The following is a 19,865-nucleotide window of genomic DNA, read 5'->3' as shown; positions in this document are numbered from 1 at the left end:
CGCCCGGTCTCGATCCGCCGCTCCGCGGCTACTCGACCAGCATCTACGGGCGCTCGCCCGGTCTCGATACGCCGCCGCGCGGCTACTCGACCACCAGGAGGACACCGGCGGCCGCAGGCTCGCCCTCCGATCCGCCACCCTCTCGCCCGACCCTCCGAGGCGAACCGGCGATCCGCGTGCGAGCGGATCGTCGTAGCCGTACGCACGACGCTCTTGAGAACCCGGCCACCCTCCCCCGCCGACCGCGCCGAGCCGGGCAGGGACCGGCTCGCCACAGACACCGCGAACCGGCGATCCGCGTGTCAGCGGATCGTCGTAGCCGGACGCACGACGCTCTCACCGACCCGGCCACCCTCCCCAGCCGACCGCGCCGAGCCGGTCAAGGACCGGCTCGCCACAGGCACCGCGAACCGGCGATCCGCGTGTCAGCGGATCGTCGTAGCCGTACGCAGGACGCTCTTGAGAACCCGGCCACCCTCCCCAGCCGACCGCGCCGAGCCGGGCAGGGACCGGCTCGGAATTCAATACAGACAGTTCGGCCCCAGCAGGCTCTTCAGCTCGCCGAAGAGGTCCGGGGTGATGCGCACGGGGAACGGCACCTCGAACACGCGGGCCGTGTCGCCCTTGATGAGCTTCAGGCGCACCTCGGTCTGGCCGGAGTGGCGGATGAGCACGTCGCTGAGCTGCGAGACCGTGTCGGTGGTCGCGCGCGACTCGGGCATCGAGACGGTGAGCGGTCCCGAGTCGCCGTCCTGGCTCATCTCGGGGGCGAACAGGCTGAACGCGTGCAGGTTCATCCCGTCGTCGCGCATGCTGACGCGGCCTCTGACGACGACGATGGAGTCGTTCGTGAGCGCCGGGGCGAACTCCTGGTAGGCCTTCCCCATGAACATGCAGGTGATCTCGCCGCCGAAGTCCTCGACCTGGATCATCCCGTACTGGTTGCCGGAGGCCTTGGCCATGCGGTGCTGGACGCTCGTCACCAGGCCCGCGACGACCACGGTCTCGCCGTCGGCGATCGTCTCCGAGATCAGCAGGTCGGCGATCGTGGTGCTGTAGTGCTTGGCGAGCTCGGTCTCGAGTCCGGCGAGCGGATGGTCGGACACGTAGAGCCCGAGCATGTCGCGCTCGAAGGCGAGCTTGTCGCGCTTGGCCCATTCGGGCCGCTCGGGCACCTGGATCGCGGCCTGCGGCTCGTCCCAGAGGCTGTCGAAGTCGAAGCCGACCTGGCCGTTCGCCTCGTTGCGCTTCTCCCCTACCGCCGCCTCGACGGCGTCCTCGTGCACCTCGACCAGGGCGCGGCGGGTCGAGCCGAGCGAGTCGAAGGCGCCGGCCTTGATGAGCGACTCGATGGTGCGCTTGTTGGTCACCTGCAGCGGCACCTTGCGGAGGAAGTCGTGGAACGTCTCGAAGCGCCCCTTCTCCTCGCGGGCGGCCCGGATGCCCTCGACGACGTTCATGCCGACGTTGCGGACGGCGCCGAGGCCGAAGCGGATGTCGGTGCCGACGGCGGTGAAGAAGCCGATCGACTCGTTGACGTCCGGCGGGAGCACCTTGATCCCCATCCGCCGGCACTCGTTGAGGTAGGCGGCCATCTTGTCCTTGGAGTCGCCGACGCTGGTGAGCAGCGCGGCCATGTACTCCGCGGGGTAGTGCGCCTTGAGGTACGCCGTCCAGTAGGAGACGACGCCGTACGCCGCCGAGTGCGCTTTGTTGAAGGCGTAGTCGGAGAAGGGCAGCAGGATGTCCCAGAGGGTCTTGACGGCCTCCATCGAGTAGCCGTTGGCGATCATGCCGCCCGAGAAGCCCTCGAACTGCTTGTCCAGCTCGGACTTCTTCTTCTTGCCCATCGCGCGCCGCAGCAGGTCGGCCTGCGCGAGCGTGAAGCCCGCGAGCTTCTGCGCGATCGACATGACCTGCTCCTGGTACACGATCAGGCCGTAGGTCCCTCCGAGCACCTCCGAGAGCGGCTCCTCGAGCTCCGGATGGATCGGGGTGATCTCCTGCACGCCGTTCTTCCGCAGCGCGTAGTTGGTGTGGGAGTCGGCGCCCATCGGGCCCGGCCGGTAGAGCGCGAGGACTGCGGAGATGTCCTCGAAGTTGTCGGGCTTCATCAGCCGGAGAAGCCCGCGCATCGGGCCGCCGTCGAGCTGGAAGACGCCGAGCGTGTCGCCACGCGCGAGGAGGTCGTAGGCGGCCTGGTCGTCGAGCTCGAGGTCCTCGAGCACGAGGTCCTGTCCGCGGTTGGCGCGGATGTTGTCGAGGGCGTCGTCGATGATCGTGAGGTTCCGCAGCCCCAGGAAGTCCATCTTGATCAGCCCGAGCGACTCGCACGCGGGGTAGTCGAACTGCGTGACGATCTGGCCGTCCTGCTCCCGCTTCATGATCGGGATGATGTCGAGCAGCGGATCGCTGGACATGATGACGCCGGCCGCGTGCACGCCCCACTGGCGCTTGAGGTTCTCGAGTCCGAGCGCGGTGTCGAAGACCAGCTTGGCCTGCGGGTCCTCGGCGATGACGTTGCGCACGTCGAGCGCTTCCTTGTAGCGCGCGTGGGCGGGGTCGTTGATGCCGCTGAGCGGGATGTCCTTGCCCATGATCGCGGGCGGCATGGCCTTCGTCAGCTTCTCGCCCATCCCGAACGGGAAGCCGAGGACGCGCGAGGCGTCCTTGAGAGCCTGCTTCGCCTTGATGGTGCCGTAGGTGACGATCTGCGCGACGCGCTCGTCGCCGTATTTCTCGGTGACGTAGCGGATGACCTCGCCGCGGCGACGGTCGTCGAAGTCGACGTCGAAGTCGGGCATGGAGACGCGGTCGGGGTTGAGGAAGCGCTCGAAGATCAGGCCGTGGCGCAGCGGATCGAGGTCGGTGATCTTCATCGCGTAGGCCGCCATCGAGCCGGCACCGGAGCCGCGGCCGGGACCGACGCGGATCCCGTTGCGCTTGGACCAGTTGATGAAGTCGGCGACGACGAGGAAGTAGCCGGGGAAGCCCATCTGCAGGATGACGCGGGTCTCGTAGTCCGCCCGGTCGCGCACCTCCTGGGAGATGCCGTCCGGGTAGCGCTCGCGCAGTCCGGCCTCGACCTCCTTCACGAACCAGGTGTCCTCCGTCTCGCCCTCCGGCACCGGGAAGCGGGGCATGTAGTTCGCCGAGGTGTCGAACTGGACGTCGCAGCGCTCCGCGATGAGGAGCGTGTTGTCGCAGGCCTCGGGGTGGTCGCGGAAGACCTGGCGCATCTCGCGCGGCGACTTGAGGTAGAACTCGTCCGCGTCGAACTTGAAGCGCTTGGGGTCGTCGAGGGTGGTTCCGGACTGCACGCAGAGCAGCGCCGCGTGCGAGGTCGCGTCGTGCGCGTGCGTGTAGTGCAGGTCGTTGGTGGCGACCAACGGGAGGTCGAGGTCCTTCGCGAGCCGGATGACGTCGCCGATCACCCGCCGCTCGATGTCGAGGCCGTGATCCATGATCTCGGCGAAGAAGTTCTCCTTGCCGAAGATGTCGCGGTAGTCGGCGGCCGCCTGGCGGGCCTCCTTGTACTGGCCGAGGCGCAGGCGCGTCTGGACCTCGCCGCTCGGGCAGCCCGTGGTGCCGATCAGGCCCTCGGAGTACTGCGAGAGGATCTCGCGGTCCATGCGCGGCTTGAAGTAGTAGCCCTCGATCGACGCGCGCGAGGAGAGGCGGAAGAGGTTGTGCATGCCCGTCGTGGTCGAGCTGAGCAGCGTCATGTGGGTGTACGCGCCGGAGCCGGACACGTCGTCCCCTCCGCCGTCGCCCCAGCGGATGCGGGTCTTGTCGGAGCGGTGCGTCCCCGGGGTGAGGTAGGCCTCGGTGCCGATGATCGGCTTGATCCCCGCCGCCGTCGCGGTGCGCCAGAAGTCGAAGGCGCCGAACACGTTCCCGTGGTCGGTCACGGCGATGGCCGGCATGCCCTCCTCGACCGCCGCGTCGATCAGCGGCTTCACCCGCGCTGCACCGTCGAGCATCGAGTACTCGCTGTGCACGTGGAGGTGGACGAAGGAATCGTTACTCGGCAAGGATGCGCCTCCGGCGGACTGCGGGCAGGGGAGGGATGGCCGGCGACCCGGGAGGGCCCGTGGACACGGCGGGAAGAAGTCTAACCGCGCCGGACGCGGGTCCGGCCGGGAGAGCGCGGATCACTCCCCGCGCAGCACCTCGAGGGCGTGCACCAGGTCGTCGGGGTAGGACGCCTCGAACTGCACCCACTCCCCCGAGCCCGGGTGGGTGAAGCCGAGCCGGACCGCGTCGAGCCACTGGCGGGTGAGGCCGAGCCGCTTCGAGAGGGTCGGATCGGCGCCGTACATGGCGTCGCCGACGCACGGGTGGCGCTGGGCGGCCATGTGCACGCGGATCTGGTGGGTGCGGCCGGTCTCGAGGTGGATCTCGAGGAGGGAGGCGAACGGGAAGGCCTCGATCGTCTCGTAGTGGGTCACCGAGGGCTTGCCGTCGGCGCGGACCGCGAACTTCCAGTCCGAGGACGGGTGGCGGCCGAGCGGGGCGTCGATCGTCCCGGCGAGCGGGTCGGGGTGGCCCTGCACGACCGCGTGGTAGACCTTCTCGACCGTGCGGTCGTGGAACGCCCGCTTGAGGTGCGTGTAGGCGCGCTCGGACTTCGCGACGACCATGAGGCCGCTCGTGCCGGCGTCGAGCCGGTGCACGATGCCCGCGCGCTCGGCCGCACCGGAGGTCGACACGGTGAAGCCCGCGGCGGCGAGGGCGCCGAGCACCGTCGGTCCCTCCCAGCCCACGGCGGGGTGCGCGGCCACTCCGACGGGCTTGTCGATCACCACGATGTCGTCGTCGTCGTGCACGATGCCGAGGCCGGGGACCGCCATCGGCACGATCCGCGGCTCCTCGCGCGGGCTCCACTCGACGCTCAGCCAGGTGCCGGCGTGCACGCGGTCGCTCTTGTCGAGGACCCGTCCGTCGGCGCTCACTCCGCCCGCCTCGGCGACCTCGGCCGCGAAGGTGCGCGAGAAGCCGAGCAGCTTCGCGACGGCCGCGTCCACGCGGAGGCCGTCGAGCCCGTCCGGGACCGGCAGCTCTCGGGACTGCGCCATCAGCGTCCGCCGGGGCGGTCGGCGTCGCGGGCCGCCTCCTCGACGGAGGAGGCCGCTGCGGGGGCGCCCGCTCCGGGGGCAGCGGGAGCGCCGTTCTCGGACACGACCTGGTCCTGCTCGTCGCGGCCCGCGCGCTCACGGGTGCCGTCGAGGCCGACGCCCCGCACGCTCAGGAGGACGAACAGCGCCATCGCCGTGCAGATCGCGATGTCGGCGACGTTGTAGATCGCCGGGAGCAGCCACGGCGTGAAGAGGAAGTCGACGACGTGTCCGAGCCCGAAGGAGGGCTCTCGGAACAGCCGGTCGAAGAGGTTGCCGAGGGTGCCGCCGAGCAGCAGGCCGAAGAAGACGCCCCACGCGGTGGAGCGGATCCGGCGCGAGAACCAGATCACGGCGACGACGACGCACGCCGCGATGATCGAGAAGATCCAGGTCGACCCGCTCGCGAGGGAGAAGGCGGCGCCCGGGTTCTTCACGTAGTGCAGGATCAGGACGTCGCCGAGGACGTGGACGTCCTCGCCCAGGGTCAGGTTCGTCGTGACCAGGAACTTCGCGGTCTGATCGATCGCGAAGACCGCGAGCGCGACGAGGCCGAGGGTGACGAGCACCCTCGGCCTGACGTCCGCTGCGGCGGGACTACGCCCCAAAGCCCGACAGCGAGGACTCCGTCGACGCCGGCTGGGTGTCGAGGTCGCGGAGCTGGCCCTCGATGTAGCTCTTCAGCTTCTGGCGGTACTCGCGCTCGAAGGTGCGGAGCTCGTCGATGCGGTGCTCGACCGTCGCGCGCTCCTCCTCGAGCTTCGCGACCTGCTGGCGCTGCTTGGCCTCGGCCTCGGCGACGATGCGGGCGGCCGTGGCACGGCCCTCGGCGACGAGAGCGTCGCGCTTCTCGGCACCCTCGCGCACGTGCTCCTCGTGGAGGCGGCGGGCGAGCTGCAGGAGTCCGCTGGAGCTCTCGGCCTCGTCGACCGGAGCCGACTGCGAGGAGCTGACGGGAGCGACGACCGGTGCGGGAGCCGGGGTGGGCTCGGGCTCGGGCTGCGGCTCCGGCTCGGGTGCCTCGTCGACCACCGGGGCGGGAGCAGGAGTGCTCTCGCGCGGGGCGTCGGGGACTCGGGCATCCGACGGGCGGCTGTCGCCGGAGGAGAGGCGCTGACGAAGCTCCTCGTTCTCCTGGTTCAGGCGGCGGAGCTCCACGACGACCTCGTCGAGGAAGTCGTCGACCTCGTCCTGGTCGTATCCCTCACGGAACTTGGTCGGCTGGAACCGCTTGTTGACAACGTCTTCGGGAGTGAGCGCCATGGCTTTCCACCTTCGATTTCAAGTAGGTACACGTTTAACAACGCGCGACTAAAGCTAGCAACTTCAGGCGCACGGCGCAGTGCTGACACCGCGGGGAACGTCCGGACGTGCCAACGATACAGGGACGGTCAGGCGCGCTGGAGCCACGTGGCGATGTACATGCCCACGATGACGCAGAGCATGGTGAGGCTCCAGCCGAAATCGAGGGCGATCGGACCGATCGAGACCGGCTTGATCAGGCGTCGGAAGAAGCCGATCGGCGGGTCCGTGACGGTGTAGACGCCCTCCGCGGCGACGAGGCCGGCACCGCGGGGGCGCCAGTCGCGTCGGATCACGCGGACGAGGTCGAGCACGAACCGCGCCCACATCGCGAAGAAGTAGAGCAGCAGCACGAAGTACAGGACGCTCCCGAGGAGCGAGACGACGGAGGTCACCGGGGGCCAGGGCTCCCCGGGATCAGGACTTCGCGAAGAACGACGCGTCGGCGTCGCTCTCGGCGGAGGCGGAGTCGCCGGCGACGGTGATGTGCGACGGCGAGAGCAGGAAGACCTTGCTCGTCACGCGCTCGATGCGGCCGTAGAGGCCCTGCGAAAGTCCGCTCGCGAAGTCGATGAGGCGGCGGGCGTCCGCATCGCTCATCTGCGAGAGGTTGATGATCACGGGGATGCCGTCGCGGAAGTTCTCCGCGATGACCTGCGCGTCGCGGTACTGCTTCGGGTGGACGGTGAGGATCTCGTTCATCTCGGCGGGTGCCGTCGCCTTCGGGGTCTGGGGGGTGGGCTTGCGGAGCGGGGTGACCGTCGCGCGGGGCTGCTGCACCGGCTCGACGGGAGGGACGGGCTGCACCGGGGAGACCGGTGCGCGGTGGGCCGTCGCCGGGGCCGCCTCGACGGGCTCTGCGCGCTCGTACTCGACCTCTTCGTCGGCGAGTCCGAGGTAGACCATCGTCTTCTTCAGCGGGTTGGCCATGGGGTGTCCTCCGTGTCGTGTGTGCTCCCACAGGTGGGTCACCACGAGGTTAGGTGCGGGCGGGGCGTTCTCCGGTGATTGCCGATCCGATTCGCAGGTGTGTCGCACCCTCCGCGATCGCCTCGGCGAAGTCGTTCGACATGCCCGCCGAGATCGCCGTGGCGGAGGGCTCGACGGCGCGCACGCGGTCGGAGATCGACCGGAGCCGGGCGAAAGCCGGACGGGGCTCCTCGTCCAGCGGGGCGACCGCCATCACGCCGCGCAGCGTGAGGCCGGGCGCCCCGGCGAGAGCCTCGGCGAGGGGCTCGACGTCGGCGGGCGACGCTCCCCCGCGGTCGGGATCCTCGGTGAGGTTGACCTGCAGGAACACGTCGAGCGGCTCCTCCCCCGCCTCCAGCAGCGGGACGAGCGCGAGCCGGTCGACGGAGTGGACCGCGTCGGCGTAGCGGCGCACCTGGCGCGCCTTCTTGCTCTGGAGCTGCCCGATGAAGTGCCAGCGCGCAGCGGTCCCCGCCAGCTCGGCCGACTTCTCCTGCGCCTCCTGGTGCCGGTTCTCGCCGAAGTCGACGACGCCCAGCTCGAGGAGGTCGCGGAGCAGCGACACGGGGTGGAACTTGGTCACCACGATGGTCGTGATCGAGGACGCCTCGCGACCGGCCGAGCGGGTCGCGTCGGCGACCCGCTCGGAGACCTCGGCCCAGCGCGCGGCCAGCTCCGGATCCGGCACGACTACTTGAGGAAGTCGGGGATGTCCAGGTCGCTGTCGTCGTCGTCGAAGGACGGGTCGGCGACAGGGGCCGGGGCGGCGACGGGGGTGCTCGACCAGATCGAGCCGGCCGCAGGGGCGGCTGCGGGAGCCGGGACGGGCTCGTCGGCCGACTCGCTCGCCGAGCTCTGCTGCTGGCGCGGCTGGGCGATCGCGGCCTGAGCGGTCCCGCCCGGCTCTCCGCCGTCGAACCCCGCGGCGATGACGGTGACGCGCACCTCGTCGCCGAGCGTGTCGTCGATCACGGCACCGAAGATGATGTTCGCCTCGGCGTGCACCGCCTCCTGGACGAGGCGCGCCGCGTCGTTGATCTCGAAGATGCCGAGGTTCGAGCCGCCCTGGATCGAGAGGAGCACGCCGTGCGCGCCGTCGATGCTGGCCTCGAGCAGCGGTGAGGCGACGGCCAGCTCGGCCGCCTTGATCGCGCGATCGGCGCCGCGCGACGAGCCGATGCCCATCAGCGCCGAGCCCGCGCCCTGCATGACCGACTTCACGTCGGCGAAGTCGAGGTTGATCAGGCCGGGGGTGGTGATCAGGTCGGTGATGCCCTGGACGCCGGCGAGGAGCACCTGGTCGGCGGTCGCGAAGGCCTCGAGCATCGAGATGCCGCGGTCGCTGATCTCGAGCAGGCGGTCGTTCGGGACGACGATGAGCGTGTCGACCTCGTTCTTCAGCGTCGCGACGCCGGCCTCGGCCTGCGTCTGCCGACGGCGTCCCTCGAACCCGAAGGGCTTGGTCACGACGCCGATGGTGAGGGCGCCGATCGACTTGGCGATCCGCGCGACGACGGGCGCGCCGCCGGTGCCGGTACCGCCGCCCTCGCCCGCGGTGACGAAGACCATGTCGGCCCCCGCGAGGACCTCCTCGATCTCCTCGGCGTGGTCCTCGGCGGCGCGGCGGCCGACCTCGGGGTCGGCGCCGGCGCCGAGTCCGCGGGTCAGCTCGCGGCCCACGTCGAGCTTGACGTCGGCGTCGCTGAGCAGGAGCGCCTGGGCGTCCGTGTTGATCGCGATGAATTCGACACCGCGCAGGCCGAGCTCGATCATGCGGTTGACGGCGTTGACGCCGCCACCGCCGATGCCGACGACCTTGATCACGGCGAGGTAGTTCTGGTTTGAAGTCACGTCTCCGGCCTCCGGGCTGAACCTTAAACCTGTAGTTGAGGCTTAAAGTTATGCTGAGTATGCATTTGGGGTTCGGCTCCGACGGTAGGCGGAGTCCGGTCGCGCTCCCAGCAGACACGCCCGCAACGCTCGAAAGAACCCGCGGATCCGCCGCCGGTCAGGGCCGGGGCGCCACGACGGCGGCCTGGGGCGAGGACACGTCGTAAGTGCCGACGACGGCGGGGTCGGTCGCGGCCATCAGCTTCTCGAGCACGACGGCCTTGAGCGCCGACTCGTCCGACCCGCCCCAGACGACTTCCGTGCCGTTCTGCAGGGTGAGCGAGACGTCGTCGCCGGTCGTGGCCGTGGCGGCCGTCACCTGCGGAGCGAGCGACGCGGGCAGGGAGCGCAGCACCCGCGCGGTCGCGCGGAAGCCGGCTCCCGAGGCGTCGCCGGACGCGGTGGTGAGGACCGGGTAGCCGGGCTGCGCCGAGTCCGCCGTCTCGATGACGACTCCGGCCGCGTCCACGAGCTCGAAGCGGCCCCCCGCCGCGATCACGCCGAGGGGCGTGCGCTCGACGATCGACACCACGAGGGTGCTCGGCGGCCGGGTCTGCACCGAGTAGCTCTGGATGAGCGGGGACGCGCCCAGCACGCGGCCGACCTCGTCCCGGTCCACCAGGGTGAGCGGGACGCCGAGCTGGTCGTCGAGCTCGCTCTGCAGGGCGGCGGCGTCGACGCGCTGGGTGCCCGCGATCTCGATCGTGCGCACGGCCATGAGCGGCGAGAAGGCCGCGACTCCGACGATCAGGGCGAGGGCGACGAGCGACCCTGCCACGACCAGGGCGATCAGGCGGCGCCGACGCGAGCGCTTCGTGAAGCGGCGGACCTCCCCCCGCTCGTAGCGCCTCCGCTCGCGGGCGGCCCGAGAGACGGCCCGGTTCTCGGCACCGGGCAGACGCAGGCCCGAGAGGGTGCGGCGGACCGCGCCCGCGCGCGACGGAGTGCGCTCGGCCGGCTCCGGGTCCACGCGGATCGCGGAGACGATCCGGATCGGCTCGGTGTCCGGCTCCGGCTCGCCGCCGCGCGTGGGGCCGCTCCGACCGGGCGCCGGAGGGCGTCCGCCGTCGGGCCGCTTCACGGCCGCTCCCCCGCTTCGGGCGCGAGGACCGCGGTCATCGTGCGACCGGCGCGGCCTCGCTCGAGCCGAGCGACTCGAGCACCTTCGGGATGATCCGGTAGACGTCGCCGCAGCCGAGGGTGATGACGAAGTCGCCCTCGCGCGCGATGCCGGCCGCGAGGCGGGCCGCCTCCGCCCAGTCCGGGACGAACGAGACGTGCGACGGGTCGGCGAACTTCTCGCTGACCAGCGCTCCGGTCACTCCGGGCTCCGGATCCTCGCGCGCCCCGTAGACGTCGAGGACGATCGTCTCGTCGGCGTAGCGCTCGAGCGTCTCGGCGAACTCGCGGGCGAAGAGGCGGGTGCGGCTGTAGAGGTGCGGCTGGTGCACGGCGATGATGCGGCCCTCGCCGACCACGGTGCGCGCGGCGGAGAGGGCGGCGGCCACCTCGGTGGGGTGGTGGGCGTAGTCGTCGTAGACGCTGACTCCGCGGACCGCTCCGTGCAGCTCGAAGCGGCGCTCCGTGCCTCCGAACGCCGACACGGCCTCGAGCGAGGCGGCCGGATCGAAGCCCAGGCCCACCAGCACTGCGAACGCGCCGGCCGCGTTGATCGCGTTGTGCCGGCCGGGGATGCGGAGGCGGGCCGAGTAGCGCCTGCCCTCGTACTCGACCGAGAAGCCGACGGGGCCGACGAGGTCGAGGTCGACGACGCGGACGTCCGCCCCCTCGGCCTCACCGAAGGTCAGCACCCGTCCGCCGTCCAGCCGCTCGGTGACGCGGACGGCGCCGGGGTCGTCGGAGGAGATGACGACGAGCTCGCTCGCGGAGGAGGCGAAGGTGACGAAGGCCTCCTCGAACGCCTCCAGCGATCCGTAGTGGTCGAGGTGGTCCGGGTCGACGTTCGTGATGAGGGCGACCGCGGTGTCGTAGAGGAGGAAGCTGCCGTCCGACTCGTCGGCCTCGACGACGAAGACCTCGCCGGAGCCGGCGGCGGAGGAGGTGCCGAGGCTCTCGATGATGCCGCCGTTGACGAAGCTGGGGTCGGCGTCGACGCCGAGGAGGCCGGTGACGATCATCCCGGTCGACGTGGTCTTGCCGTGCGCTCCGGCGACCGCGACCAGGCGCTTGCCGCGCACCAGCCAGGCGAGGGCCTGCGAGCGGTGCAGCACGGGCAGGCCGCGCTCCTTCGCGAGCAGGTACTCCGGATTGTCGGGCCACAGGGCGGAGGTGACGACGACCGCCTCGGCGTCCCCGAGGTTCGCCGCGTCGTGGCCGATGGCGACCGGGACGCCGAGCTCCCGCAGCTGCTCGATGGGGTGGGACTCGCGGACGTCCGACCCGGTGACGCGGTGCCCGGCGTGGTGGAACAGCCGGGCGATCCCGCTCATCCCGGAGCCGCCGATGCCGATGAAGTGGACCGAGCCGAGCTCGTCGGGGACGGTGATGCCGAGGTCGGGCTTGATCACGGGGCTCTCGCTTTCGGGTGGGTCGCGGCGGGCGGGAGGGGCCTCCCGCGGTGCGCCGGATCAGTGTAGACGGTGGGCGGGAGTGCTCTCCCGAGCCGCGCGGAGCGGGCTCAGCGCGGAGCGGAGAGGGTCGACTCGATCAGGTCGACGAGCCGCCCGGAGCCGTCGCGGACTCCCACGCGGGCGGCCCGGCGCGCCATCTCGTCGCGACGGGCGGTGTCGCCCAGGAGCGGTACGAGCTCCCGCTGGACCCAGCCGGGGAGGAAGGCGGCGTCCTCGACGAGGACCGCTCCCCCGGCGTCGACGACGCCGCGCGCGTTGTAGCGCTGCTCGCCGTTGCCGACCGGGTACGGGACGTAGACCGCAGGCAGGCCGAGGGCTGTCAGCTCGCTGACCGTCGCTGCCCCCGCGCGGGAGACGGCCACGTCCGCGGCGGACAGCGCGAGGTCCATCCGGTCGCAGTAGGCGAGGAGGTGGTAGCCGGCCACCCCCGGGTCCGTGATCTCGGCGCGGTCGCCCGTGATGTGGAGGACCTGGAAGCCGGTGGCGACGAGATCCCGGGCGGTGGCGTGCACCGTCGCGTTGATCCGTCGAGCGCCGAGGGAGCCGCCGGTGACCAGGAGGGTCTGCCGGGACGGGTCGAGGCCCAGCGCCGCCATCGCCTCGTCGCGGCGCGCGGCCCGGTCGAGCTCGGCGATCTCGCGGCGCAGCGGCATGCCGACGACCCGCGCGTGCGGCAGGGGCGTGCCCTCGAAGGCCACGCCGACCGAGCGGGTCGCGCGCGCGCCGAGACGGTTGGCGAGCCCGGGGCGCGCGTTGGCCTCGTGGACGGTGAAGGGGACGCCGGCGCGGCGCGCCGCCAGGTAGGCGGGTGCTGCCGCGTACCCGCCGAAGCCGACCACCGCGTCGATCCGCCGGTCGCGGATCGTCCGGACGATGCCGGCGATGGTCGCACGGAAGGCTCCGGGGAACCGCAGCGCCGCCGCGTTCGGGCGGCGCGGGAACGGCAGCCGCGGGATCACCGAGAGCTCGTAGCCGCGGAGGGGGACGAGGCGGGCCTCGAGCCCCTCGGCGGTGCCGAGCACGAGCACCTCGTCGTCCGGGTTCCGCCTGCGGATCTCGTCGGCCGTCGCGAGCAGCGGATTGACGTGGCCGGCGGTGCCGCCGCCGGCGAGGAGGTAGCGGGTCACTCCGCCGCCGCCTTCCTGCGGCGCAGCACGCCCGCGCCGGGCAGGGGCGCGGTCTGAGTGCGGGCGAAGGAGAGGACGACGCCGATGGCGAGGAGCGAGCTGAGCAGGGCGGTGCCTCCGGAGGAGATCAGCGGCAGCGGGACCCCCAGCACCGGGAGCACCCCCAGGACGACGCCGATGTTGACGAACGCCTGGCCGATCAGCCAGACCATGATCGCGCCGGTGCTGATCCGCACGAACGGATCGGAGGACGCGTGGATGACGCGGAAGAAGGCGACCGCGAGGACCACGAACAGCGCCAGGACGACGATCGCTCCGATCAGCCCGAGCTCCTCGCCGATGATGGCGAAGATGTAGTCGTTGTCCGCGGCGGGCAGCCAGGACCACTTGGCCTTGGAGTTGCCGAGGCCCACGCCGAAGATCCCGCCGGAGGCCATCGCCCAGGTGCCGTGCACCGGCTGCCAGCACGAGTTCTGGTACTCCTCGACGTTGGAGCAGTCGCCGAGGAAGGACATGATCCGGGTGAGGCGGTTGTCGCTGGAGACGGCGAACAGCACCGCTCCGATCGCACCGACCACCACGATCGGCACGAGGACCTTCATCTGGACGTTCGCGTAGAAGAGTGCGGCGAGGACGATGCCCGCCATGATCACGACCGTGCCCAGGTCGCCTCCGATGAGGACCAGTCCGATCGCCGCGCCGCCGACGATCAGGACGGGGATGAGCGCGTCCTTCCAGTCCTTCGGCGACCGGTAGCGGCGGGCGAGCAGGAGCCCCAGCCAGAGGGCGAGCGCGAGCTTGATGATCTCGGAGGGCTGCATGCTGAAGGCGCCGAGGCGGATCCAGTTGCGGTTCCCGCCGACGGAGTCGCCGAGCGGTGTGAAGAGCACGAGGCACTGGAGGACGCAGCCGGCGATGAGCAGGATCGGCGTCACGCGCTTCCACACGCCGAGGGGCAGCCGCGAGACCACCAGCATCATCGGGATCCCGAGGAGGGCGAACCCGCCCTGGCGCAGGAAGCCCCCGAAGGAGTCGTCGCTCGACACGTAGGAGGTGACCGACGAGGAGGAGAGCACCATCGTCAGTCCGAACAGCACCAGGAAGAGCGTGGTTCCGAAGAGGAGGTAGAAGTTCGGCGAGTGGGAGGCGAAGACCTTCGAGAGGACGATCCGCGCGGAGCGGGCCCCGCTCCGGTCCTTCCCGCGCGGCTCAGTGCGCGAGCGGCCCGCGGGGCGGCTCGTCGTCGGAGCGGTCATCGGCTCCCCCTCCCAGGTGTGTCGCCACGGCGGCCGCGAAGGAGCGGCCCCGAGCCGCGTAGTCGAGGAACTGGTCCATCGAGGCCGCGGCGGGTGCGAGCAGGACGACGTCCCCCGAGCGGGCGAGCGTCGCGGCCGCCTCGACGGCCGCCTGCATCACCGCACCAGTGTCGTCCGGCACCGCCTCGCTCACGGGGAGGGCGGGCGCGTGTCGTCGGAATGCCGCGAGCAGCGCCGAGCGGTCGGCGCCGATCACCACGGCGCCCCGCAGGCGGCCGACGTGCGCGGCCACGAGGGCGTCCACGTCGACGCCCTTGAGCAGGCCGCCGACGACCCAGACGACCGACGGGTACGCGCGCAGCGAGGCGTCGGCGGCGTGCGGGTTCGTGGCCTTGGAGTCGTTCACCCAGGTCACCCCGTCGTGCTCGGCGACGACCTGGATGCGGTGGGCGTCGAGCTCGAAGGACGCCAGCGCGGTGCGGACGGCCGTGACCTCGATCCCGCACGCTCGGGAGAGCGCTGCCGCGGCGAGCACGTTCTGGACGATGTGCGGAGCGGCGAGGTTCCGAGCGGCGAGCTCGTCCACGGTGGTGATCTCGAGGGCACTGGTGCGGCGGTCCTCGAGGAAGGCGCGGTCGCAGAGGATGCCGTCGACGATCCCGAAGTCGCTCGGGCCGGGCACGCCGAGGCCGAACCCGATCGCCCGGGCGCCCTCCACCACCTCGGCGTCGAGGACCATCTGCTCGGTCGCCGCGTCGGCGCGGTTGTACACGCAGGCGACGCGGGTGCCGGCGTAGACCTTGCCCTTGGCCGCGCGGTAGGCGTCGAACGAGCCGTGCCAGTCGAGGTGGTCGTCGGCGATGTTGAGGCACGCGCTCGCGATCGGCTCGATCGCGCCCAGGTAGTGCAGCTGGTAGCTCGAGAGCTCCACGACGAGGACGTCGAAGCCCTGCGGGTCGCGGACCGCGTCGAGCACGGGCACGCCGATGTTGCCGCAGGGGGCGGCGCGGAGGCCGCCGGCCACGAGCATCGTCGCCGTGAGCTGGACGGTCGTGGTCTTCCCGTTGGTGCCGGTGACGGCCACCCAGTCGGCCGGAGTGCCGTCGGCGCGCACGACCTTGTCGCGGACGCGCCAGGCGAGCTCGACGTCGCCCCACACGGGGATCCCGGACTCCGCCGCCCACACGAGGATCGGGTGCGTCGGCCGGAAGCCGGGCGACACCACGACCAGCTCCGGTGAGAACGCGTGCAGCTCCTCCGGAGCGGAGTCGAGGCGGTCGGCCCGGTGCAGGCGGGCGCCGATCACCTCGAGCAGGCGCTCGCGCTCCTCATCGGCGCGGTCGGCGAGGACCAGCACCTCGGAGCCGAGCTCGGTCAGGGTGTCGGCCACCGAGAACCCGGTGACGCCCAGGCCCAGCACGGCGACGCGCAGGCCGCGCCAGTCCGAGTGCCAGCTGCGGAGGGAGTCGGGACGGGCGGGATCGGTCATGCCAGCGACAGCCATTCCAGATAGAAGAGCCCGACTCCGGCGGCGACGAAGATGCCGGCGATGATCCAGAACCGGACGACGACGGTGATCTCGGCCCAGCCCTTGAGCTCGAAGTGATGGTGGAGCGGGCTCATCAGGAAGATGCGCTTGCCCCGGGTCAGCTTGAAGTAGATCCGCTGGAGGATGACCGAGCCGGTCACGATGACGAACAGGCCGCCGATGAGGATGACCAGCAGCTCGGTGCGGGTGAGGATCGCCAGGGCCGCGAGCGCGCCGCCGAGGCCGAGCGAGCCGGTGTCGCCCATGAAGATCTGCGCCGGCGAGGTGTTCCACCAGAGGAAGCCCACCAGGGCACCGGAGACGGCCGCCGCGATGATGGCCAGGTCGAACGGGTCGCTCACCTGGTAGCACTTGTCGACGACCTCGGGGTTGAGGTGCTGGTCGAAGCACCACTGGTTCGACTGCCAGAACCCGATGATGACGTAGGAGCCGATCGCGAGGATCGAGGACCCGGTGGCGAGTCCGTCGAGCCCGTCGGCGACGTTCACGCCGTTCGACGTGCTGGTGACGATGATGCAGATCCACAGCACGAACAGGCCGATGCCGATCCAGCCGAGGGAGGCGAAGTCGAACGGCAGGTCGCGGATGAACGAGATCGAGGTGGACGCGGGTGTGAGCCCGTTGGAGTCGCGGACCATGATCGCGATCACCGCGAAGGCCGCGGCGACGATGACCTGGCCGGCGATCTTCGCCCAGCCGCCGAGGCCGAGGCTGCGCTGGTTGCGGGTCTTCAGGAAGTCGTCGACGAAGCCGACGAGTCCGAGCCCGACCATCATGAAGAGCACCAGCAGGGCCGACGGCGCGATCGCCCGGTTGCCGAACAGCATCCCGAGGAAGTAGCCGACCACGGTGCCGATGATGATGACGATGCCGCCCATCGTCGCCGTGCCGTGCTTGACGTGGTGCGACTTCGGTCCGTCCTCGCGGATGAACTGGCCCCACTGCAGGCGGTGGAAGAGGCGGATGAACAGGGGCGTCATCAGGAGCGTGAAGGCTCCGGAGAACGCGCCGGACAGGAGGAGTGCCCTCATCGGTGACGCTCCCCGAGACGGTCGGCGAGGAAGCGCAGCCCCGCGGAGTTGGACGACTTGACCAGCACGGTGTCGCCGGGTCGCAGGTAGTCCTCGAGGAGGTCGAACGCCTCGTCGGAGGTCTCCGCGAAGACGGACTCGCCGCTCCACGATCCCTCGCGCTCGGCCGCGACGTGGATCCGGCGGGCGCCTCGGCCCACCACCACGATCTGGGAGATGTTGAGGCGCACGGCCAGCAGGCCCACGCGCTCGTGCTCCTCGTCGGCCCACTCGCCGAGCTCGCTCATCTCTCCCAGGACGGCGACGGTGCGCCCCCCGGGCTTCGCGATCTGGGCGAGGGTGCGCAGGGCGGCCGCGGTGGAGTCGGGACTCGCGTTGTACGCGTCGTTGATGACGCGGACGTCCTCGCCGCCCAGGACCTCCATGCGGCCGCGCTCGGCAAGGGTGACGGTCGCGAGAGCCTCGACGATCGCGGGCAGCGCCACTCCGACAGAGAGCGCGGCGGCGGTCGCCGCGAGGGCGTTCATCACGTGGTGCTCGCCGAGGACGCGCAGCAGGAGCTCGGCGCGAGCGGCCTCGCGGCCCTCCCCCGCCGAGACCTCGATGGCGAAGCGGGTGCCGTCGGCGGTCGCGTCGATGTCGACGGCGCGGACGTCCGCGCTCTCGCCGCGGCCGAACCAGAGGACCCGGGCGGCGGTGCGGCCCGCCATCGAGGCGACCCGGCCGTCGTCGGCGTTCAGCACGGCGACGTCGTCGGCGGTGAGGTCGGCGACCATCTCTGTCTTGGCCTCGAGCGTGCGCTCGATCCCGCCGAACTCGCCGGCGTGCGCGAGGCCCACGGCGAGGACGACGCCGACGTCGGGCCTGGCCATCCGGACGAGGCGGCGGATCTCGCCGACCGCGCTCGCGCCCATCTCGGCGACGAGGAAGCGCGTCGACTCGGACACCTGGAGCATCGTGATCGGCGCGCCGACCTCGTTGTTGAAGGATCCGCGCGGAGCGACCGTCTCGCCGACCCGCTCGAGGACGGTGCGGAGGAGGTTCTTGGTCGTCGTCTTGCCGTTCGAGCCGGTGACGCCGATGACGGTGAGCCCGCCCTTCGCGCGGACGCGCCGGACGACCTCGGTCGCCAGCGCGCCGAGCGCCTCGACGGAGTCGTCGACGAGGACCTGCGGCACGTCGAGGTCGAGGGGGCGCTCCACGATGAGGAGCGCGGCACCGCGCTCGAGAGCGGCGGGAGCGAAGAGGTGGCCGTCGGTGTGCTCGCCGCGCTTGGCGACGAAGATGCCGCCGGGCGCGATCTCGCGGGAGTCGGTCTCGGTCGCTCCATCGATCACGGTGGCGGCCGTTGCGGACGAGCCGGCCAGGTGGAGGCGTCCGGAGACGGCCTCGGCGATCTCGGTGAGGGTGAGGGCGATCATCTACAGCCAGCCCGCCTCGCGCAGCGCGTGACGGACGTCGTCTCTGGCCGAATACGGCATGTGCACTCCTGCGATCTCCTGGTGGTCCTCGTGGCCGGGCCCGGCGTAGAGGATCGAGTCCCCTTCGCGCGCGAGGGCGACGGCGGCGCGCACGGCGGCGCGCGGGTCGGCGATCTCGTGGATCTCCCGGTCGGGCACGGCGGCCCGGGCGCCCTGGAGGAGCGCGGCGCGGATGGCGGCCGGATCCTCCCAGCGCGGGTGGAAGTCGGTGACGACCACGACGTCGGCGAGGCGGGCGGCGATGGCGCCCATGTCGCTCCGCTTGGTCGTGTCGCGGTCCCCGTCCGCCCCGAACACCATGAACAGGCGGCCGGGCGTGATGGTCCGCAGCGCCTCGAGCGCGTTCTGGAACGCGTCGGGGGTGTGGCCGTAGTCGACGTAGACGCGCGGTCCGCGCTCCCCCGAGACGAGCTCGGCGCGGCCCGGAATGTAGACGTCGAGACGGCTGTCCTCGAGCGCGTGCGCGACGGCGTCCAGGTCGAAGCCCGACTCCACCAGCATCACGATCGCCAGCGCGGCGTTGGAGGCCATGTACCAGCCGATCAGCGAGACGGTGACGACGACGGAGCGGTTCTCGGGCCCCTCCAGGCGGAAGGTGGTGCTGTCGGGCGTCGCGTCCAGCACCGTCATCGACCAGTCGGCGGGCGTCGTCGGGGCGACTCCGACGACCGGCGAGCCGGCGAGTGTCGCGACGGGGATCCGGCTGCGCTCGGCGAGCTCGCGCCCCCAGGCGCTGTCGACCGTGACGACGCCGCGGCGTGCGCGCTCCGGCTCGAAGAGGTCGGCCTTGGCCTCGAAGTACTCGCGCAGATCGGAGTAGTCGTCGAGGTGGTCGTGGCTGAGATTCGTGAAGCCGACGACGTCGAAGACGAGGCCGTCGATCCGGTGCCGCGTGAGCGCCTGCGCCGACACCTCGATGGAGACCGCGCGGACGGCGGACTCGCGCATCCGCGCGAGCAGGCCGTGCAGCTCGCTCGCCTCGGGAGTGGTCAGCGAGCTCACCACGGCGACGTCGCCGATCCGGCGCTCGGCGGTGGAGCTGAGGCCGGAGACGACTCCGAGCCGCCGCAGCAGCGCGTCGAGGATGTAGACGACGCTCGTCTTGCCGTTGGTCCCCGTCACGCCGAAGAGCGTCGGGACGTCCTCGCGGGTGCGGTGGATCCACGCGGCGACGTCGCCGAGGGCGGCCCGCGGGTCGGGGGTCACCAGCACGGGCAGGCCGCTGTCGGCGGCGAGCTCCGCTCCGGCCGGGTCGGTCAGCACGGCGACGGCTCCGGACGCCGCGGCGGCCGACGCGAAGGCCGCGCCATGGGCACGGCGTCCTGCGACACCGACGTAGAGGTCTCCGGACTCGACCTGGTTCGAGTCCAGCGTGACTCCGCTCACCTCGACGCCCTCGAGGCCGCGGACCGGGCCGAGGGAGAACTCGGCCACGAGCTGCGAGAGGCTCCGCGGCACGGGGTGCTCGGGGCGGAGGGTGGACTGCGGGCGAGGGTCGTGCACTGCCCGCTCTTTCTCTCGTTCTGGTGCGTGGATCGTGGTCCCGGCGGGG

At 71.4% G+C, this 19,865-nt stretch carries 16 protein-coding genes; all 16 read right to left on the bottom strand.

The genetic code is table 11. From position 1 onward, the window contains the following. Nucleotides 1-521: 521 nt before the first annotated feature. The 16 genes from dnaE to C5B95_RS10415 all read right to left on the bottom strand — a co-directional run bounded on the left by dnaE (nt 522) and on the right by C5B95_RS10415 (nt 19,816). Nucleotides 522-3,983: a DNA polymerase III subunit alpha gene (gene dnaE, locus C5B95_RS10490; protein WP_244229655.1), complete on the bottom strand. Its 3,462-nt coding sequence runs from the start codon at nt 3,981-3,983 to the stop codon at nt 522-524. Between the two features lie 171 nt (nt 3,984-4,154). After that, entirely contained in the window at nt 4,155-5,078 is a 924-nt protein-coding gene (locus C5B95_RS10485) for an RluA family pseudouridine synthase (RefSeq protein ID WP_104233341.1), read from the bottom strand. Continuing rightward, nucleotides 5,078-5,686 (bottom strand): signal peptidase II, encoded by a 609-nt coding sequence (gene lspA / locus C5B95_RS10480; protein ID WP_104273469.1) that lies wholly within the window; start codon nt 5,684-5,686, stop codon nt 5,078-5,080. The genes C5B95_RS10485 and lspA overlap by 1 nt, the downstream gene beginning before the upstream one ends. A 28-nt stretch (nt 5,687-5,714) precedes the next feature. Further along, nucleotides 5,715-6,380, bottom strand: coding sequence for a DivIVA domain-containing protein (locus tag C5B95_RS10475; protein ID WP_104267391.1), 666 nt, complete (start codon nt 6,378-6,380; stop codon nt 5,715-5,717). A 128-nt stretch (nt 6,381-6,508) separates the two neighbouring features. Then, nucleotides 6,509-6,814: a YggT family protein gene (locus C5B95_RS10470; RefSeq protein WP_258059242.1), complete on the bottom strand. Its 306-nt coding sequence runs from the start codon at nt 6,812-6,814 to the stop codon at nt 6,509-6,511. Nucleotides 6,815-6,836: 22 nt separating this feature from the next. After that, the gene (locus C5B95_RS10465; RefSeq protein WP_104222599.1) at nt 6,837-7,349 is read right to left on the bottom strand and encodes a cell division protein SepF; all 513 of its coding nucleotides are present in this window, start codon (nt 7,347-7,349) and stop codon (nt 6,837-6,839) included. A 49-nt stretch (nt 7,350-7,398) separates the two neighbouring features. Further along, on the bottom strand, nt 7,399-8,076 hold the full coding sequence (locus tag C5B95_RS10460) for a YggS family pyridoxal phosphate-dependent enzyme (RefSeq protein ID WP_104250761.1): 678 nt from the start codon (nt 8,074-8,076) through the stop codon (nt 7,399-7,401). Nucleotides 8,077-8,078: 2 nt separating this feature from the next. Continuing rightward, on the bottom strand, nt 8,079-9,239 hold the full coding sequence (gene ftsZ / locus C5B95_RS10455) for a cell division protein FtsZ (protein WP_104349106.1): 1,161 nt from the start codon (nt 9,237-9,239) through the stop codon (nt 8,079-8,081). Nucleotides 9,240-9,396: 157 nt separating this feature from the next. Next, the gene (locus C5B95_RS10450; RefSeq protein WP_104349105.1) at nt 9,397-10,359 is read right to left on the bottom strand and encodes a cell division protein FtsQ/DivIB; all 963 of its coding nucleotides are present in this window, start codon (nt 10,357-10,359) and stop codon (nt 9,397-9,399) included. A gap of 34 nt (nt 10,360-10,393) precedes the next feature. Next, nucleotides 10,394-11,806 carry a UDP-N-acetylmuramate--L-alanine ligase gene (gene murC / locus C5B95_RS10445; RefSeq protein ID WP_104349104.1) on the bottom strand — a complete coding sequence of 471 codons (1,413 nt, stop codon included), beginning with the start codon at nt 11,804-11,806 and terminating at the stop codon, nt 10,394-10,396. A gap of 110 nt (nt 11,807-11,916) precedes the next feature. Then, a complete protein-coding gene (gene murG, locus C5B95_RS10440) occupies nt 11,917-12,996 on the bottom strand; it encodes an undecaprenyldiphospho-muramoylpentapeptide beta-N-acetylglucosaminyltransferase (RefSeq protein WP_104349103.1) in 1,080 nt (359 codons plus the stop codon). After that, nucleotides 12,993-14,252 carry a putative lipid II flippase FtsW gene (ftsW, locus tag C5B95_RS10435; RefSeq protein ID WP_104222593.1) on the bottom strand — a complete coding sequence of 420 codons (1,260 nt, stop codon included), beginning with the start codon at nt 14,250-14,252 and terminating at the stop codon, nt 12,993-12,995. The genes murG and ftsW overlap by 4 nt, the downstream gene beginning before the upstream one ends. Continuing rightward, nucleotides 14,206-15,741: a UDP-N-acetylmuramoyl-L-alanine--D-glutamate ligase gene (gene murD / locus C5B95_RS10430; protein ID WP_104347100.1), complete on the bottom strand. Its 1,536-nt coding sequence runs from the start codon at nt 15,739-15,741 to the stop codon at nt 14,206-14,208. The genes ftsW and murD overlap by 47 nt, the downstream gene beginning before the upstream one ends. Then, nucleotides 15,738-16,832: a phospho-N-acetylmuramoyl-pentapeptide-transferase gene (gene mraY, locus C5B95_RS10425; protein ID WP_104222591.1), complete on the bottom strand. Its 1,095-nt coding sequence runs from the start codon at nt 16,830-16,832 to the stop codon at nt 15,738-15,740. Before mraY ends, murD begins: the two co-directional genes overlap by 4 nt. Then, a complete protein-coding gene (murF, locus tag C5B95_RS10420; RefSeq protein ID WP_104222590.1) occupies nt 16,829-18,253 on the bottom strand; it encodes a UDP-N-acetylmuramoyl-tripeptide--D-alanyl-D-alanine ligase in 1,425 nt (474 codons plus the stop codon). The genes mraY and murF overlap by 4 nt, the downstream gene beginning before the upstream one ends. Next, a complete protein-coding gene (locus C5B95_RS10415) occupies nt 18,254-19,816 on the bottom strand; it encodes a Mur ligase family protein (protein ID WP_104349102.1) in 1,563 nt (520 codons plus the stop codon). Nucleotides 19,817-19,865 lie beyond the last annotated feature (49 nt).

Source organism: Rathayibacter sp. AY1A7, assembly GCF_002930845.1.
In the GTDB taxonomy this organism is placed as follows: Bacteria; Actinomycetota; Actinomycetes; order Actinomycetales; family Microbacteriaceae; genus Rathayibacter.
The sequence above is the reverse complement of the archived record's forward strand: the minus strand, read 5'-3'. Positions and strand labels throughout refer to the sequence as shown.